Raw genomic sequence first — 15,857 nt, forward strand, 5'->3', positions numbered from 1 at the left:
GCGACGGGCCCATTCTATGATTCAGATCAGATGGATTCCCGCAGATGGCAGCAATGTCATGTTTGAGTCATCGTCCCGGTATCGGCGGCTGGCGCACCTGACCGCAGCGGATGGCAGTTCCTGTACCATGTGGGCTTGATACGCCGCCTCGCCAGACCCTGATCGCCGAGCTGGCGCCATGTGGTTTGCGGGATCATCACCTACGTGACTGAACACTCGACACCCCCTTCCGATGTGCTCGCCTCGCTGCGAGCCGCCACCTCGGAAAAACACGCCGTCCTGGACCGTGCGATGCCGCTGGCGCACGCCGCGCCGACGCTCGTCGACTATCGCGACCACCTGCTGATCCTGCGCGCCTGGCTGGCGCCGCTGGAGACCTGGCTGGCGGGTTTTGACGACGGTCCGCAGGACCCTGCCCGCCTGCCGCAAGTCTCGCGTGCGGATGTGCTGGAGCAAGACCTGGCGGATACCGCGATCCCGCAGGGCGGCGCCACGGTGGACAACATCGACGTTGGCACGCTGCGCAGCGAACCGGCCTACCGCTGGGGACTCTGCTATGTCATCGAAGGCTCGCAGCTTGGCGGCGCCGTGATCTATCGGAATTTCGCCGAGCGCCTGGCACCCCATCCGCTGCGATATCTCGGTGGCGGCGCATCGCCCGGCCCGCGCTGGCAACAATTCCTGCACGCGCTGCGCACGCATGTCACCACCGACGATGACATTGCACTGGCCGGTCAGGGCGCACAACGCGCTTTCGATGACCTGCTCGCCCGCATCCCGTCGATGGCGTCCGGCCACGGCGTCAAATAGCGGACCGGGAGAGCGCATGTCAGACACCGCCGCCTCAGCAAGGTCAGCCGACCAGGTCTTCGACAGCGCTGCGCTGTTCGATGCCCTGCCCGACGCCTATCTCGTGCTCAACAGTCACGACGAGGTGATCCACGCCAATGCCGCCTACCTGACGATGTCCGGCCGCGCGGCCCACGAAGTCATGGGCAAGTCGATCTTCGTCATCAACCCGACGCTCTCGGCATCGCAGATGGCGGCGCGCCGCGACTGGCTGCTGGCCACGCTTGGCCAACTGGTTGTCGGCGAGTCTCGCATGTCGCCGCTGATCCGTTACGACGGCCACCCTGCCGGCAACGGCGACGGCGAACGCTACTGGCAGGCGCGTGCGACGCGGCTGGCCGGCGTGGGCACCGCCGCGCCCGTGGTCGTGCTCAAGATCAGCGATGTCACCGACCAGATCGTGCAGTCCGAGCAGAGCCGCCGCGAGCACGCCAAGCTGCGCTCGCAGGCCCGGTTGCGCAAGCTGCTCGTCGATGAAGCCAACGCCGCGCTGCAAACGCATCGCGAACGGCTCGAAGAGTTGCTCGCCTTTGCCAAGGTTGGCGCGTGGGAACTCGACATCGCCACCGGCTACATGGCCTGCACCGACCAGTGCAAGGCCAACATGGGCCTGTCGCCCGAGGAAACGATCAACGAGGCGCGTGTATTCGACGAATTGATGCATGAAGCGGATCGTCGCGACGTGCGCGCCGCCATGGACCGCGCCATCGCCGCACGCGCGCATTTCGAGGTGGAGTATCGCGTGGTCTGGCGCGACGGCACGATGCGCTGGCTGATGTCGCGCGGCGCGGCGCGCTATCTGGAAGACGGCTCGCCGCAATCGATGATCGGTTTCACGATCGACATCACCGCGCGCAAGGCATCCGAACTCCACTACCGCGCCATTGCCGAGGAAGAGCAGCGGGCGCGCGAAGTCAGCGAACGGGGCGCTCAGGCCATGGACCACTTTGTGGCGGCGGTCAGCCATGAGTTGCGCTCGCCGCTGCACGCCATTCTCTGGTGGACCACGCTACTCGAACGCGGCACCGATCCGTCTCACGTGAATCGCGCGGCGCAGGTCATCGAACGCAATACGCGCCAACTGGCGCGCATGGTGGACGATCTGCTCGATAGCGGTGCCATCGCCACGGGCAAGCTCTCCGTCGAACTCCGTCAACTGGACATGGCCGCGCTGGCGGCGACGGTTGCGGAAGACCTGCGGCTCGATGCGGAGTCGCGCAACGTCACGCTTGTCGTGTCGGCATCTACGCCCTGCATGGTCAGCGCCGACGAGAACCGCCTGAAGCAGGTGGTGCTCAACCTGTTGACCAATGCGCTGAAATTTGCCGAACGCGGCAGTGTGGAACTGAGTGTGACCACCAACGGCCAGTGCGCCGAACTGGTGGTGCGCGACAACGGACTGGGGATTTCGCCGGAGGCGCTCGAACGGATATTCGAGCGTTTCGAACAGGCGCATCAGGAGCGTTCGCAGCGCGCGCCCGGCCTTGGCCTGGGGCTATGGATGGTGAAGAATCTTGTGGTCCTGCACAATGGCACCGTCACCGCGCACAGCGACGGACTGGGCAAGGGGGCCACCTTCCGTGTCTGCCTGCCGGCCATTCAGGCAGGCCACCGCGCCGACGCAGCGCGATAGCCGGACCTGCACCTGCATCACTCCGCGCTGCCCGCCCCCGACCCATACGGTGGCGGTTCGTTCAGCACGGCCCAGAACACGCCCAGGTCATTGATGGCCGCCATGAAGTCGTCGAACTCCACTGGCTTCACGACATAGGCATTCACGCCGAGGTCGTAGCTCTTGAGCAGATCGCGTTCCTCGCGTGACGACGTCAGCATCACCACCGGGATGCGGCGCAGGCTCTCGTCGGCGCGTACCTCGCGCAAGACCTCGTGGCCATCCACCTTTGGCAGCTTCTTGTCGAGCAGGATCACGGCCGGGTTCTCTTCCGTGCGATTCGCGAAGGCCCCCTGGCGACGCAGGAAGTCGAGCGCCTCGGCGCCATCGCGTACCGATACCACCGGATTGGCCAGGCGGCTTCGCTCCAGCGCAATCAGCGTCAGCTCGATATCGTCAGGATTGTCCTCGACCAGCAGGATCGGTCTCAGCACACTCATTCTCCGTACCTTTCAAATCTTTCAGATCTTTCAACACTGGCTTGTAGGGTTGGCCCGACGACACCGCTGCCAGCCGCGATGCCGCCTCTGCGGCGGTCTCGTTCACGCCCGTCGTGCCCTCGGGCACGAAATCGCGCGGCAGCGAGAACCGGATCGTGGCGCCCTTGTCCACTTCGGCGTGCGCCCACGTGGTGCCGCCGTGACGTTCCACGATGCGGCGCACGCTGGCCAGGCCGATGCCCGTGCCCGGGAACTCCTCCACGCGGTGCAGGCGCTGGAACACACCAAACAGCTTGTCGGCGTATCGCATATCGAAACCCACGCCGTTGTCGCGCACGAAGAACACATCGTGCCCCGCATGCTCGCCTTCGCCCGGCTCCACGCCAATCTCGACCTGCGCCGGTGCACCGTCCGCATCCACGCCGCGCAGGCCCGTGAATTTTATCGCGTTCGCGATCAGGTTGCGCAACACCACGTCCATCAGCACGGGGTCCGCCATGACATGGCCGAGATCGCCGACGCGGCATTCCAGACGGCGCGTGCCGATATCCTTCGATTCCTCGCTTACCAGGCGCTCGACCAGCGCCTTCATATCCAGGCGTTGCGGACGCAGCGCCGCGCGGCCCATCTGCGAGAACGCGAGCAGGTCATCCACGAGCTTGCCGCCGAAACGCGCCTGCGCAATGATCCGCTCGATGAAATGCTTGCCGCGGTCGGACAGGCGGCTGTAGTCCATGTCGCGCAGCAGATCCGCAAAGCCGACGATATGGCGCAGCGGTGCGCGCAGATCGTGAGAGACCGTGTACGAGAACCCCTCCAGTTCGCGATTGACGCGGCCCAGTTCGAGCGCGAGTTGCGCGAGTTCTTCCGCGCGGCGCAGCACGATGCCGAGCAACGCGCCGCGGAATTCTCCCGCCACCTCGATTTCCGCCTGGCGCCACGGCTGCGAGCGGCCGCGCACGATCTGGGTCCAGACCTCGAAGCTCTCGCGCGGTGACAGCGTGGTGGACAGCGTGGAGAGCTTCGCGCGCGGATCGCCCGCCCAGCGGATCGTGCGCACCACCTCCGCACGGAACCAGATCACGTAGTTGCGGAACAGCCGCGAGAGGGACACCACCAGCACGCCGGCCGCCTCCGGCCCGAGCCCGTGATCCGCGGCTTCCGGCCACGCCTGGGCAAGATTGTCGGTGGCGAAGACCTCTTCGGATTGCGCGTCGAGCCACGTCACCATCGCCTCGATGGCGGCGTCGGGCGGCGCGTCACCCACGCGCACGATACGACCTTCAAACACGGCCACGGCACCGGTGGCGCCCACCAGCCCAAGCAGACTGCGGGCATCGCTGCCGATGGACTCGACAAAATCCTCGGTGTTGGCCATCGATGCCAGCAGGTTCGTCTGCGTGCGGCGCAGCGCCAGACGGTAGTCCGCCTCGGCGTGATCCTCCTTGGCCTCCACCTGCAGCGACAGCACCTGTGCAATGTGTTCGCACGCCGTGCGTACCTCGAACGACGGCAGCCGCGCCGTGTCGTGATGACAGGAGATCAAACCCCACAGCCGCCCGCGCACCACGATCGACATCGACATCGATGCCCACGTGCCCATGTTCTTCATGTACTGCACATGCACCGGCGAGATGCTGCGCAACGAGGCGTAGGTGAGATCGGTCGGCTTGCCCGTGGCGGGATGCAGCGCAGGCACCAGCGGTGCGGCCACGTAATCGGCATCGGCAATCAGGCGGATGCGGTTGCGCACGTATAGCGCGCGTGCCTGCACCGGAATGTCCGACGCAGGGAAGCGCTGGCTAAGATAGCTCGCGTACCCAGGTTCCATCGACTCGGCAATGACATGGCCATGGCCTTCGTCATCGAACGAATACACCATGGTGCGGCCAAAACCCGTGATGCGATGCACTTCGCGCGCGGCCAGCGCGGCCAGCCCTTCGATATCGCCCGCATGCTGCAGGCTATTGATGAAGGTGCGCACCAGCGGGTACATCGACGCAAACACTTCGGCCCGGCCGCGCGCCGGTTCGAATTCCACGATGCGCACGCCCAGGTGGCTATGCACCACGATGGCCAGCGGTGGATGTGACGATGCGTCGCCGCGTCCGGTGCGCGGATCGTCAATGGAACCTGCGTAGAGGGGAATGCCTTCGGCTTCGAGACTGTCGAGCGCACGCAGCGCGAGACCCGCGGCTTCTGCACCGACCACTTCGGCCAGCGCACGTCCCGCTACGGCCTCGATGTCGATACCAGCCAGCACCGCGACGTTGCGGCTCGCCTGTACGACCCTGCCCGCCTCGTCGACGCTCAGCAGGTATCCGTGTGGCTGGATACCACCGGGGATATGGATGGGTTCCCGGGCGCAATCGTCGGACGATGCGGTCACCAGGGACTGGGAGTCGTAAGGCATGCGGGCTCCGCCGGTAGGCATGCGGTGGATTTTCGCACAGGCATCGGGCGCGTGCTGGCGATGTGCCGAATTGACAGCACCCGCAAGCCATCCGGTAAAAATTACAAGGATTGGGCAAGGATCGGCATGGGCATTGCTTTGACCATGCGCCTGCCCTGCTCCGTGCACTGGCCTCGCGCATGATGCCGCCCGCGCGAGCCGATCCTGTCCATGACCCGCACCATGAAAATCAAGATCATCAATCCGAACACCACGCAGAGCATGACCGACAAAATAGGCCACTGCGCCCGCACGGTTTCGCAGGCCAATACGCGCATCATCGCGGTCAGCCCGCGCATGGGGCCGGCGTCGATCGAGAGCCACTATGACGAGGCACTCAGCGTGCCCGGCATCCTCGACGAAATCCTGAGTGGTGAGCGGGAAGACGTGGATGGCTACATCATCGCGTGCTTCGGCGATCCGGGACTGTACGCGGCGCGGGAACTGGCCCGCGGCCCCGTGATTGGGATAGCGGAAGCAGCCATGCACACGGCAAGCTTCATCGGCACCGGCTTCAGCGTGGTGACCACCCTCCCGCGCACCTGCAATATCGCGTGGCACCTGGCCGAGCGCTACGGCATGGAACGCTTCTGCCGCAACGTGCGTGCGAGCGACCTGCCCGTGCTCGATCTCGAAAAACCCGGTTCCGATGCACGCCGCATCATCACCGATGCCTGCCGACAGGCACTGGACGAGGACCGCAGCGACTGCATCGTGCTGGGCTGCGCCGGGATGGCCGACCTGTGCGAATCCATCTCTGACGCCATCGGCGCGCCCGTCATCGACGGCGTGGCCTGCGCCGTGAAGATGGCCGAGTCGCTCATATCGTTGCGACTCTCTACAAGCAAGCGCGGCGACTGGGCGCGACCGTTGCCGAAGCATTATGCCGGCATGTTGTCGACCTTTGCCCTCGACACCTGACTCCTGATTCACGCGCACCGGCCGGGTGCGGCGCAATGGAAGTAATCGACCGCGCAGCGGCAGAACTGGCTGCGGCGTCGCTATAGCTGGCGAGTGCGTCGCACGGGCACGGCGCGCCCCCTCACAAACCCCAAACGGGTTTTCCCGCACTGTCCCGTGAAGCAAAAACGCTGTCCCGGATAGTCAAACCGTCCACCGTCGTTCCTCGATACTTCGCTCGTTCCCATAACGAGAATCGAGGAGACATATGAGCACCAAGGTCAACGCCATGCGTCGTGCACGCATGGCACTTGCGATAGCGCTGGCATGTGTTGGCACCGCCTACGCGCAATCGAATGTCACGCTGTATGGCGTCATCGACATGAACGTGGAATACGCGAACCATGTGGGCGCCGTGCCCATCGCGGCTAACGGTTTCAATCCTGGTCCATCGAACAATGTCTACCGCATGAATTCCGGCGGGCTGGCCGGTTCACGCTGGGGCCTGCGCGGCACCGAGGATCTTGGCGGCGGAGTCAAGGGCGTATTCGTGCTGGAGAGCGGTATCAGCGCGGACAACGGCACGCTGCAGCAAAGCGGCAGGCCGTTCGGGCGCCAGGCATTCGTGGGCTTGTCCAAGGCTGGCATCGGCCAGATCAGCCTGGGGCGCCAGTACACGTCGATGTTCGAGGCATTGGCCAACTTCTCGCCCACTGCATACGCCACGCAGTACGAACCCGTCGTACTGCAATCGGGTGCCAACTTCCGCGAGGACAACACGATCAAATACACGGGACAGTTCGGGCCCCTTACCGCGCTGGCGCACTGGTCGTTCGGTACGGGGCTGGCCTTGCCCGCGTCCGTGGGCATCCCCACGCCGATCGGCGGCAACGGCGAAGTGCCGGGCGCCTTCCGCCGCGATACCGCATACGGTGCGGCAGTGGCCTACTCCATTGGCCCGGTCGGCGTGACCGCCGGCTACGACCAGTGGAATCCCACCATTGGCACCAGCAGCGGCACGATGCGAAAAGCCGCCATCGGCGCCAGCTATGCGTTCAGCAACGTCGCCAAGGTGATGGGTGGATATCGCTGGGGACAGAACAAGAACGCGGCAGGCGCGACCATCCAGCGCGATGACTTCTACTGGATCGGCGCCAACTACCAGGTCACGCCGGCCATTGGGCTCACACTGGAATACAACTACGACGATCTCAAGAACCTGTATGGCGCGAATGCAGCGAACCCGTGGCAGGTGGCGTTCGTGGCCAACTACACGCTGTCCAAGCGCACCGACCTGTACCTCTCCACGGCTTATGCGAAGAACGCAGGGCTGATGATGGAATCATTGGCCACGGTGTATGCCAACAGCCTGTCGCTCGGCAATAGCTATGCGCTCGCCAATGGGCAGAGCAACATGATCGGTGTGGCGTTGGGGGTTCGGCACAAGTTTTGATTTGCCCGTGTTTTGCTCCCCTCTCCCACAGGGAGAGGGGCTGGGGGAGAGGGTAGGAGGTTCTGCTTGCCGGCCTCGTCGCAACTTGCACTGCTGGCCCTCTCCCCCGCCCCTCTCCCGCATGCGGGAGAGGGGAGAAAACCACTACTCCCCCCTCCCCACTCTCCACTTCGAAACACTGCATCCAAACTGCGCCCCAAACCAGCGGGAAAAAGCGCTTAACGATGCAAAGCCCAGCAGCGTGGCCACTTCCGACAATGGCCGTGCGCGGTTCTCGATATAGCGCGTGGCCAGGCTCGCGCGGGCATCGTTGACGATCTCTGAATACGTGGTGCCATCCGCCGTCAGCCAGCGATGGATCGTACGGCGATCCACGCCGAGTTGCTGCGCCACGCGATCCACGGAACACATGCCGCTGGGTAGCAGCGCATGCACAAGCTTGCGCACCTTGTCGGCCATATTGGTGTTCGACTGCGCGAGCAGTGTGTCCAGATAGCGCGTCACCTGTTGCGCCATGCCGGGGTCATACGATGGCAGCGGCGCCTCCAGATCGCGTGCCGTGCAGACGATGCCATCGAAATCCTGGCCGTAGAGCGCCGGCATGCCAAACACACGCAGGCATGTTGCCTGGCTCGACGGCGCGGCATGCGCAAAGCAGATGCTGCGCGGGCGCCACGCCGCACCCAGAAACAGCGACAGGATGCGGAACATGACGCCGCCTGCCAATTCGGTGGCTTGCCGCAGCGAACCCGAACCATCACCCAGCAGTTGCAGCCGGATCAGCACCAGATCGTCGGCATCCTCCACACGCATCGCCAGCGCCTCGTTCTGCAGGCTCATGTATCGCACCATCGATTCCAGCGCTCGGCGCAACGTAGGTGCCTCACGCACCACGAATGCCAATGGTCCGAGATTGGAAAACTGCCGCAGTTCCGCCATCCGCAAGCCGAAATCTTCCACCTGCGCCGCCTTGGCCGATGCCTCCAGCAACCGGCCCACCGATGCCGCCGGGATGCGGATATCGGGGTCGAGCAGCGCGTTGCGGCTGATCCTTGCGGCACGCAGCATCTGGTGTGGATCGAGCCCGACGGCCCGCGCCACATCCACATAGTTCGTAAGGCTCGCACTGCGCAGAAAGTAGGACATCGTGTTTTCCCTGACTGTCCCGAAATGTAAATCGGGTGTCCCGCATCGTCAAATCGTGACAACCCCATGGCCGATACTTCGAACACTTGTCGAACCAGACCGAACCAGACTGAACGAAGGAGACACGCATGCAATTCCTCGACGATTCCCTACACCCCGAGAACATGGAAAAAGTGGTGATCACCGTGGCGCCGTACGGCCCCGAGTGGATGCCGGAAGACTTTCCGGAGGACATCCCCGTCACCATGGAGGAACAGGTACAGAAAGCGGTGGACTGCTACAACGCCGGCGCCACCGTGCTGCACCTGCACGTGCGCGAACTCGACGGCAAGGGTTCCAAGCGGCTCTCCAAGTTCAACGAACTGATCGCCGGCGTGCGCGCCGCCGTGCCCGACATGATCATCCAGGTGGGCGGGTCGATCTCGTTTGCTCCGGAAGACGAAGGCCAGGCCGCCGTGTGGCTGTCCGACGATACGCGGCACATGCTTGCCGACCTGACCCCCGCGCCGGATCAGGTCACCGTGGCCATCAACACCACGCAGATGAACATCATGGAGTTGCTGTATCCGGAGTACCGCGAAGGCACTTCGCTCGCCAACCCGGCCTACATCGAGGCGTATCGCGAGATGACCGTACCGGCGGGTCCGGGCTGGGTGGAGGAACACCTGCGCCGCCTGAGTGCCGCACGTATCCAGCCGCATTTCCAGCTCACCGGCATCCATGCACTGGAAACGCTGGAGCGCATGGTGCGCGCCGGCGCCTACAAGGGTCCGCTGAACCTGACGTGGATCGGTATCGGCGGTGGCTTCGATGGGCCTAACCCGTTCAACTTCTTCAACTTCATCCACCGCGCACCAGACGGCTGCACGCTGACGGCGGAGTCGCTGCTCAAGAACGTGCTGCCGTTCAACATGATGGCGATGGCCATGGGACTGCATCCACGTTGCGGCATCGAGGACACCATCATCGACCAGCACGGCAACCGGATGACTTCGGTCCAGCAGATCGAGCAATGCGTGCGCGTGGCGCATGAACTGGGACGCGAGATCGCCAGCGGCAAGGAAGCGCGCGCCATCTATCGCATCGGTACGTGGTACGACAGCGCGGACGAGACCCTCGCCGCACACGGCATGCTGCCGAATCGTCAGACCGGCCAGAAGCACCTGCCGCTGCGCCGCGCAGCCTGAGCACGGATCATGCTGACTCCGTTCGACACCCCACGCGCGGCGGCGCCCAACCCATGCATCAACATCTGCCGCATGGATCAGGCGCGCCGCTATTGCCAGGGCTGCCACCGCACGCCCGTCGAGATCGGATTGTGGGACGGCATGAGCGAGGCGCAGCGCGCATTCGTGCTGGCGGCGCTGCCCACACGCCGCCAGCGTCAACCGGCCGATTGATTTTCAGCCGGGCCGCCGCTCCCTCAACCGTGACTCTGCATGGCGGTCCGGCTCTTTCTTCCCACGCACCTTCCATCACTCCATAATCAGAGCAAGGAGACACCATGCCTGAAGCCACTTTCCGAACGCGACTGCGCCGTGCCGCACTGGTTGCCTTCGCTTGTCTCGCTGTTCCGGCGTCTGCCATGGCGTGGAACAACAAGCCCGTGCGCATGCTCGTACCCGCCCCTGCCGGCGGCACCATGGACGTCATGGCGCGCCTGATGGCCGAGCAACTGAGCACGGATCTGGGCCAGCCCGTCGTGGTGGACAACAAGCCCGGTGGCGGCGGTGCCATCGCCATGACCGCCCTGCTCTCCGCCCCGCCGGACGGGCAGACGCTCATGGTCACCGCGACCAATGTGCTGACCGAGATTCCGCACATTCAGAAGACGCCGTACGACACGATGAAGGACATCCAGCCGCTGGCTGCCGTGGGCCGCTCGCGGATGGTGCTGGTCGGTGCGCCCACGCTGCCCGCGAAGGACCTCAAGAGCCTCATCACCTATGCGAAGGCCCATCCCGGAAAACTGAGTTTCGCGTCGTATAGCGCAGGCACGGCCTCGCACTACGCCGGCGCCATCCTGAACCAGGAAGCCGGCATGGATCTGCAGCACATTCCGTTTCCCGGCTCCAGCCCGGCGCTCACGCAGGTCATGGGCGGACAGATTCCCGTGATGTACGACGGCATGGTCACATCGCTGCCGATGATCCGCGCGGGCAAGCTCCAGCCCTACGCGGTGGCGTCGAAGACACGTTCGCCGCTGCTGCCGCAGGTGCCCACCTTCGCCGAGCAGGGGTATCCGGATATCGACTTCAGCAACTGGGTTGGCGTCATCGCCTCGGCCAAGGTTCCGGCAGACATGGCGCAGAAGATTCATGACGCAGCCTACAAGGCAGCGGCCAATCCCAAGGTGCGCGAGCGCCTCGAAGCGCTCGGCTATGAAGCCATGCCGGTGCAATCGCTGCAGGACCTGAACCAGTCGCTGCATGCGGAGTACGAGCGCAACGCGGGCATCGTGAAGGCATTCCATATCCGGCCGTGAAGGTGGCGCCGCATCACCAGGACTCCAGGCGCCACCCCTGCTCCGTGGCGATCAGGCGATGGGTCAATCCGAGGTTGTTCAGGAACGCATCGTCGTGTGACACCACGACCAGTGCGCCTTGATAACTGCGCAACATGGTTTCCAGCGCCTGCGCCGAAGGCAGGTCCAGGTGGTTGCTCGGCTCATCGAGCAACAGCAACTGCGCGGGCGGGTCGGCGTAGAGCACGCACGCCAGTGCGGCCTTCAGGCGCTCTCCGCCGCTGAGTGTGCCACTGGGGGCCGTGATCTTCTGCGCGTCCAGGTCGAGTTGCGCCAGTCGCATGCGCAGGTCGCCTTCGGCTGCCGTGCGATTGGCCGCTTGCATCTGCTCAAGCACAGTCTTTTCGGGATGCAGGTTGGCCAGCCGCTGGTCCAGATAGACGGCGTCTGCTACCACCTTGCAAACTCCGGCCAACGGTTCGATCTGACCCGCCATCACCTTCAACAGCGTGGATTTGCCGCAGCCATTGGGCCCGACAACACCCACGCGCTGCTGCCCGCTCAGGCTGAGATCGATCAAACGCGTTCTTTCCTGCACGCATGGCAGTGCCAGTGCATCCAGTTCCACGACACGCCGTTGGGCCACCTGCGCAACCGGCAACGCATGCAGGTTGATCTCCGCATCGGCTTGCAACTGCTGCGCGGCCTCGCGGACCTGCTGGTCGAGCAACTGTCGCGCCGACGCCTGCTGCTGTCGCAGCTTGCCAGCCGATCCCTCGCTGCGCTCCTTCTGCCGGCCCAACAGGATCTTGGCCTGGTTGGCCTCCTTGCCCTGCCGATTGCCACGCGCCTCCCGGCGCACCATGCGCTCTCGTTGCTCACGCATGGCCTGGTCCTCACGCGTGCGTTCGAGCTTGCGTTGTTCGAGTTGGTGGAGCGCGTTCTGCCGCTCCAGCGCCTTGGCTGCGGCGTAGAACGTGTAGTTGCCGCCATAACTGCGCAGCCCAAGCGAGGACAACTCCACGATGCGCGACATCGTTTCCAGCAGTTGCCTGTCGTGGCTGACCACCAGCAGTCCGCGTGACCAGTGCTGCAGTTGGTCGATCAGCGCCTGCCGATTGGAACGGTCGAGATGATTGCTGGGCTCGTCGAGGATGAGGAAGTCGGTATCCGACAGCCATGCACCGATCAGCGCCACACGCATGGCTTCGCCGCCGCTGAGTTGGCTGGCGGGCGTATCCACGTCGAGATGGCCCAGGCCATGCTGCGCCAACGCTCCCTGCAATTGTTGCCGGATATCCCAGCGATCGCCCAGCGCGTCGAAATCCGCCGGGTCGCTGCTACCGGCTTCGATGCGAGCCAGTGCATCCAGTACGCGCTGCACGCCCGCCAGACCGGCGACGGTGGTATCCGGCGGATGATCGACCTGCTGCGCGAGGTAGTGCACGGTACCGGACCGCAGGCATCGGCCGCTGCTGGGTGGCAGCTGCCCCGCCAGAAGACGGGCCAGCAGCGATTTGCCCACGCCATTGCGTCCGACCAGCCCGGTGCGGCGCTGATCAAACGTCTCGTTCAGATCGGAAAAGAGTGTTCTGCCATCGGGCAAAACATAAGACACGCTTTCCAGCGTGAGACAGGGATTCGTCATGCGTGATTCCATGGATGCCAGGAACTCCCCCTGCGGATTCTGCAAGTGGGGGCGGGTGGAGACTGGCCGTCAGAGACGGCGGCATCAATGGCGCATGGGACGAATACCTCCTGGGTGATGGGGGGAAGTGGTGATTCTAGGGAGCGCGAAGGGGTGGTGTCAAATCGTCGTGGCGAGGTCGGGGGCAGCAGATGGCCGGTGCACGCGGAATCGGATTCGTTGAAATAACAACGAAAAACCCCCTCAAATCGTTGTTATCTCAACGATTGATGCCTGGCCCCCGACGCTCATGGTGCGGTCTACCCCACCCGCCCCCGCAGCACCTTCTTGTCGATCTTCCCTACGCTGGTTCTCGGGATGGCATCCACGAAGACAATTCGCTCCGTCTCGGGCACCGCGTACTTGCTCAGGCGCTGTGTATCGACGTGGCCGAGCAGCGCGTGCCGGATCTGGTCTGCTTCCACGGCCACGCCGTTCGCACGCACTACATAGGCCATCGGCCGCTCGCCCCAGCGCGCGTCGGGCACACCTACCACTGCGCACTCGCGTACGCCCGGCACCTGCGTGACGAGATTCTCGACCTCGATCGAAGACACCCACTCGCCGCCGGTCTTGATCACATCCTTGAGCCGGTCCACGATCCGCACGAAGCCGTCCGGTCCGCTGACGGCCACGTCCTGCGTGTGCAGGTAGCCATCGGCCCACAGCTCTTCCGACGCCGCCGGCTTGCCGTGATAAGCGCGCGTCAGGTACGGCGCGCGCAGTACGATCTCGCCCTGCGCCTGGCCATCGGACGGCACCTCGCGCATGTCGTTGCCGACGATCCGCAGATCGACCAGCGGCAGCGGACGCCCCGTGGCGCAGCGCAGGCGCACCTCCTCCTTGCGATCGCGGGGCACATGGCCCGGAGGAATCTGCGCCAACGCCACGATGGGGCCCGTCTCCGACATGCCGTAGCCCGCAAAGATGTCGATGCCTCGCGCCAGCGCCGCCTCGCATAGTGCCTCCGGCAAGGCCGAGCCGCCGATGATCACCTTCCAGTCGTCCAATGGCTGGCCCGTTTGCTGCGCTTCTTCCAGCAGCATCTGCAGAATGGTGGGCACGCAGTGCGAGAACGTGACGCGCTCTGACTCGCGCAGTTTCAGCAGCGCGGCCGGCACGTAGCGTCCCGGCAGCACGGTACGCAAGCCCAGCATGATCGCTACATACGGCATGCCCCATGCCATCACGTGAAACATCGGCGTGATCGGCATGTACACATCCTCGCGATGGATGCGTTGCCCCTCGCGCGGCGAGCACAGGCCCGTGGCCGCTGTCAGCGTGTGCAGCACGATATCGCGATGGCTGTAGCACACGCCTTTCGGATCGCCCGTGGTGCCCGTGGTGTAGAACATCGCCGCCCGCGTGCGCTCATCCAGCTCGGGGAAGTCGAAATCGGCGGGCGCGGCGGCGAGCAATGCTTCGTATTCACCGTCGAACACGACGCCGCTTTCCGTAACTTCCTGGCCGTCTGCCATCAGCACGATACGCGGCTGTCTTGCAAGCTGGCCGCGTATCTGCGCCAGCACCGGCAGGAAGTCGGGATGCACCAGCACCACATCGGCGCCGGCATCGTTGAGCGTGTAGAGGATCTGCTGCGGAGAGAGCCGCACGTTCACGGTAAACAGCGTGGCGCCCATCATCGGCACACCGAAATAGCATTCCAGGTAGCGATGGCTGTCCCAGTCCATGACGGCCACGGTGTCGCCCTGCCGCACGCCGAGTGACGCCAGCGCGCAGGCCAGCTTGTTCAGCCGCTGCCCGAATTCGCGGTACGTGTAGCGCATTTTGCCGCGATAGCTGATCTCCTGCTCGCCGTGAAGGCGCATGGCATTGGTCAGCAGTTGCTTGACCAGCAGCGGGTAGGCGTAGGCCGACGGCGTGGGAACGATAAGGTGGTTGTCGATCACTGCGGTATCTCTCGTTGTCTTGGGTGCTTCAGGTTTCAGAACGGCACGTTGCCGACAATCCCGGCGCGCTCCATCTTGCGATGGCAGGGCGGGTAGTCCATCACGGCATAGTGCTGGGTGGCGGTGTTATCCCAGATCGCCACACTGTCCGGCTCCCAGCGCCAGCGCACCTGGAACTCGGGGATATACGCCTGCGACACCAGATAGCGCAGCAGATCGGCCGCGCCGGGATTGGCGTCCTGGCCGAAGCGCACGCGGTCCGGTGTGTGGTAGTTCGTGAAATGCGTGGTGAATCCGTTCACGTAAAGGATCTTCTCGCCGGTATCGGGATGGGTGCGCACGACGGGGTGCTCGGCATCTGGAAACTGCGCTTTCAATGCGAGGCGCTTCTCCCGCGGCATGGCCGCGCCAAAGCTCGCCTCGATGCTGTGACGGGCGCGCAGATCGGCAATCTGCGTCTTGACGGTGTCCGGCAAGCGCTCGTAGGCCAGGGCCATGTTGGCCCACATCGTGTCGCCACCCACGGGTGGGCTCTGCACGCATCGCAACACCGCGCCGAACTGCGGCGCAGCGCGCCACGTGGCATCCGAGTGCCAGCAGTTCTCGTAACGGTCGTTCGGCTGGTCCGGTGACTTGTAGATGCGCACGAGGCCGGGGTGTTCGGGATCGCTGCCCGCTACCGGGTGATCCTCAAGCTCGCCGAAGCGGCGGGCGAATGCCACGTGCTCCGCACGGCTGAATCGCTGGTTGCGCAGGAACACTACGCGGTGCCGGAGCAGTGTTTCGCGGATCGCGCCGAACAGGTCGTCGTTGCGCACTGCTTCGGCCAGGTCCACGCCCACGATTTCGGCGCCGATGGCACAGGTCAGAGGTTTGATTTGCAT

The 15,857-nt window shown here is 64.5% G+C and carries 13 protein-coding genes; 7 read left to right on the forward strand and 6 right to left on the reverse strand.

Features of this window, described 5'->3' with window-relative positions; translation table 11 throughout:
* The first annotated feature begins 204 nt into the window (after nucleotides 1–204).
* Nucleotides 205–810, forward strand: coding sequence for a biliverdin-producing heme oxygenase (locus tag GA566_RS23765; protein WP_249359709.1), 606 nt, complete (start codon nucleotides 205–207; stop codon nucleotides 808–810).
* Nucleotides 811–826: 16 nt separating this feature from the next.
* Complete coding sequence (locus tag GA566_RS23770) at nucleotides 827–2,482, forward strand: ATP-binding protein (RefSeq protein ID WP_160474203.1); 1,656 nt, start codon at nucleotides 827–829, stop codon at nucleotides 2,480–2,482.
* A gap of 17 nt (nucleotides 2,483–2,499) precedes the next feature.
* On the opposite strand, the gene GA566_RS23775 is transcribed toward GA566_RS23770, so the two are convergent.
* Nucleotides 2,500–2,955: a response regulator gene (locus GA566_RS23775; RefSeq protein WP_137927911.1), complete on the reverse strand. Its 456-nt coding sequence runs from the start codon at nucleotides 2,953–2,955 to the stop codon at nucleotides 2,500–2,502.
* The gene (locus tag GA566_RS23780; RefSeq protein ID WP_160474204.1) at nucleotides 2,918–5,374 is read right to left on the reverse strand and encodes an ATP-binding protein; all 2,457 of its coding nucleotides are present in this window, start codon (nucleotides 5,372–5,374) and stop codon (nucleotides 2,918–2,920) included. Before GA566_RS23780 ends, GA566_RS23775 begins: the two co-directional genes overlap by 38 nt.
* A gap of 222 nt (nucleotides 5,375–5,596) precedes the next feature.
* On the opposite strand from GA566_RS23780, the gene GA566_RS23785 reads away from it, so the two are divergent.
* Nucleotides 5,597–6,334, forward strand: a complete 738-nt coding sequence (locus GA566_RS23785; RefSeq protein WP_160474731.1) for an aspartate/glutamate racemase family protein — start codon at nucleotides 5,597–5,599, stop codon at nucleotides 6,332–6,334.
* Between the two features lie 268 nt (nucleotides 6,335–6,602).
* Nucleotides 6,603–7,766 (forward strand): porin, encoded by a 1,164-nt coding sequence (locus GA566_RS23790; RefSeq protein ID WP_160474732.1) that lies wholly within the window; start codon nucleotides 6,603–6,605, stop codon nucleotides 7,764–7,766.
* Between the two features lie 144 nt (nucleotides 7,767–7,910).
* Here the strand turns inward: GA566_RS23790 and GA566_RS23795 are convergent, their stop codons facing one another.
* Nucleotides 7,911–8,912 carry an AraC family transcriptional regulator gene (locus GA566_RS23795; protein ID WP_137928595.1) on the reverse strand — a complete coding sequence of 334 codons (1,002 nt, stop codon included), beginning with the start codon at nucleotides 8,910–8,912 and terminating at the stop codon, nucleotides 7,911–7,913.
* Nucleotides 8,913–9,040: 128 nt separating this feature from the next.
* Here GA566_RS23795 and GA566_RS23800 point away from each other — a divergent pair, with 128 nt between their 5' ends.
* The 3 genes from GA566_RS23800 to GA566_RS23810 all read left to right on the forward strand — a co-directional run bounded on the left by GA566_RS23800 (nucleotide 9,041) and on the right by GA566_RS23810 (nucleotide 11,397).
* Nucleotides 9,041–10,099 (forward strand): 3-keto-5-aminohexanoate cleavage protein, encoded by a 1,059-nt coding sequence (locus tag GA566_RS23800; protein WP_137928594.1) that lies wholly within the window; start codon nucleotides 9,041–9,043, stop codon nucleotides 10,097–10,099.
* 9 nt (nucleotides 10,100–10,108) lie between these two features.
* Nucleotides 10,109–10,312 (forward strand): DUF1289 domain-containing protein, encoded by a 204-nt coding sequence (locus GA566_RS23805; protein WP_137928593.1) that lies wholly within the window; start codon nucleotides 10,109–10,111, stop codon nucleotides 10,310–10,312.
* Between the two features lie 104 nt (nucleotides 10,313–10,416).
* Nucleotides 10,417–11,397 (forward strand): tripartite tricarboxylate transporter substrate binding protein, encoded by a 981-nt coding sequence (locus GA566_RS23810; protein ID WP_137928592.1) that lies wholly within the window; start codon nucleotides 10,417–10,419, stop codon nucleotides 11,395–11,397.
* Nucleotides 11,398–11,410: 13 nt separating this feature from the next.
* Here GA566_RS23810 and GA566_RS23815 read toward each other — a convergent pair whose 3' ends face one another.
* The 3 genes from GA566_RS23815 to GA566_RS23825 form a co-directional block, all read right to left on the reverse strand.
* On the reverse strand, nucleotides 11,411–13,024 hold the full coding sequence (locus GA566_RS23815; RefSeq protein WP_160474205.1) for an ABC-F family ATP-binding cassette domain-containing protein: 1,614 nt from the start codon (nucleotides 13,022–13,024) through the stop codon (nucleotides 11,411–11,413).
* Nucleotides 13,025–13,323: 299 nt separating this feature from the next.
* Nucleotides 13,324–14,970: a fatty acid--CoA ligase gene (locus tag GA566_RS23820; RefSeq protein WP_160474733.1), complete on the reverse strand. Its 1,647-nt coding sequence runs from the start codon at nucleotides 14,968–14,970 to the stop codon at nucleotides 13,324–13,326.
* A gap of 38 nt (nucleotides 14,971–15,008) precedes the next feature.
* A complete protein-coding gene (locus tag GA566_RS23825) occupies nucleotides 15,009–15,857 on the reverse strand; it encodes a TauD/TfdA family dioxygenase (RefSeq protein WP_160474206.1) in 849 nt (282 codons plus the stop codon).

This window comes from Cupriavidus sp. SW-Y-13 (genome assembly GCF_009793345.1).
GTDB lineage: Bacteria > Pseudomonadota > Gammaproteobacteria > Burkholderiales > Burkholderiaceae > Cupriavidus.

Bases quoted from the DNA above. Each gene is read 5' to 3' on its own strand.
- GA566_RS23770 (WP_160474203.1), top strand. From the start codon at position 827: ATGTCAGACACCGCCGCCTCAGCAAGGTCAGCCGACCAGGTCTTCGAC.
- GA566_RS23780 (WP_160474204.1), bottom strand. From the start codon at position 5,374: ATGCCTTACGACTCCCAGTCCCTGGTGACCGCATCGTCCGACGATTGC.
- GA566_RS23785 (WP_160474731.1), top strand. From the start codon at position 5,597: ATGAAAATCAAGATCATCAATCCGAACACCACGCAGAGCATGACCGAC.
- GA566_RS23790 (WP_160474732.1), top strand. From the start codon at position 6,603: ATGCGTCGTGCACGCATGGCACTTGCGATAGCGCTGGCATGTGTTGGC.
- GA566_RS23795 (WP_137928595.1), bottom strand. From the start codon at position 8,912: ATGTCCTACTTTCTGCGCAGTGCGAGCCTTACGAACTATGTGGATGTG.
- GA566_RS23800 (WP_137928594.1), top strand. From the start codon at position 9,041: ATGCAATTCCTCGACGATTCCCTACACCCCGAGAACATGGAAAAAGTG.
- GA566_RS23805 (WP_137928593.1), top strand. From the start codon at position 10,109: ATGCTGACTCCGTTCGACACCCCACGCGCGGCGGCGCCCAACCCATGC.
- GA566_RS23810 (WP_137928592.1), top strand. From the start codon at position 10,417: ATGCCTGAAGCCACTTTCCGAACGCGACTGCGCCGTGCCGCACTGGTT.
- GA566_RS23815 (WP_160474205.1), bottom strand. From the start codon at position 13,024: ATGACGAATCCCTGTCTCACGCTGGAAAGCGTGTCTTATGTTTTGCCC.
- GA566_RS23825 (WP_160474206.1), bottom strand. From the start codon at position 15,857: ATGCAAATCAAACCTCTGACCTGTGCCATCGGCGCCGAAATCGTGGGC.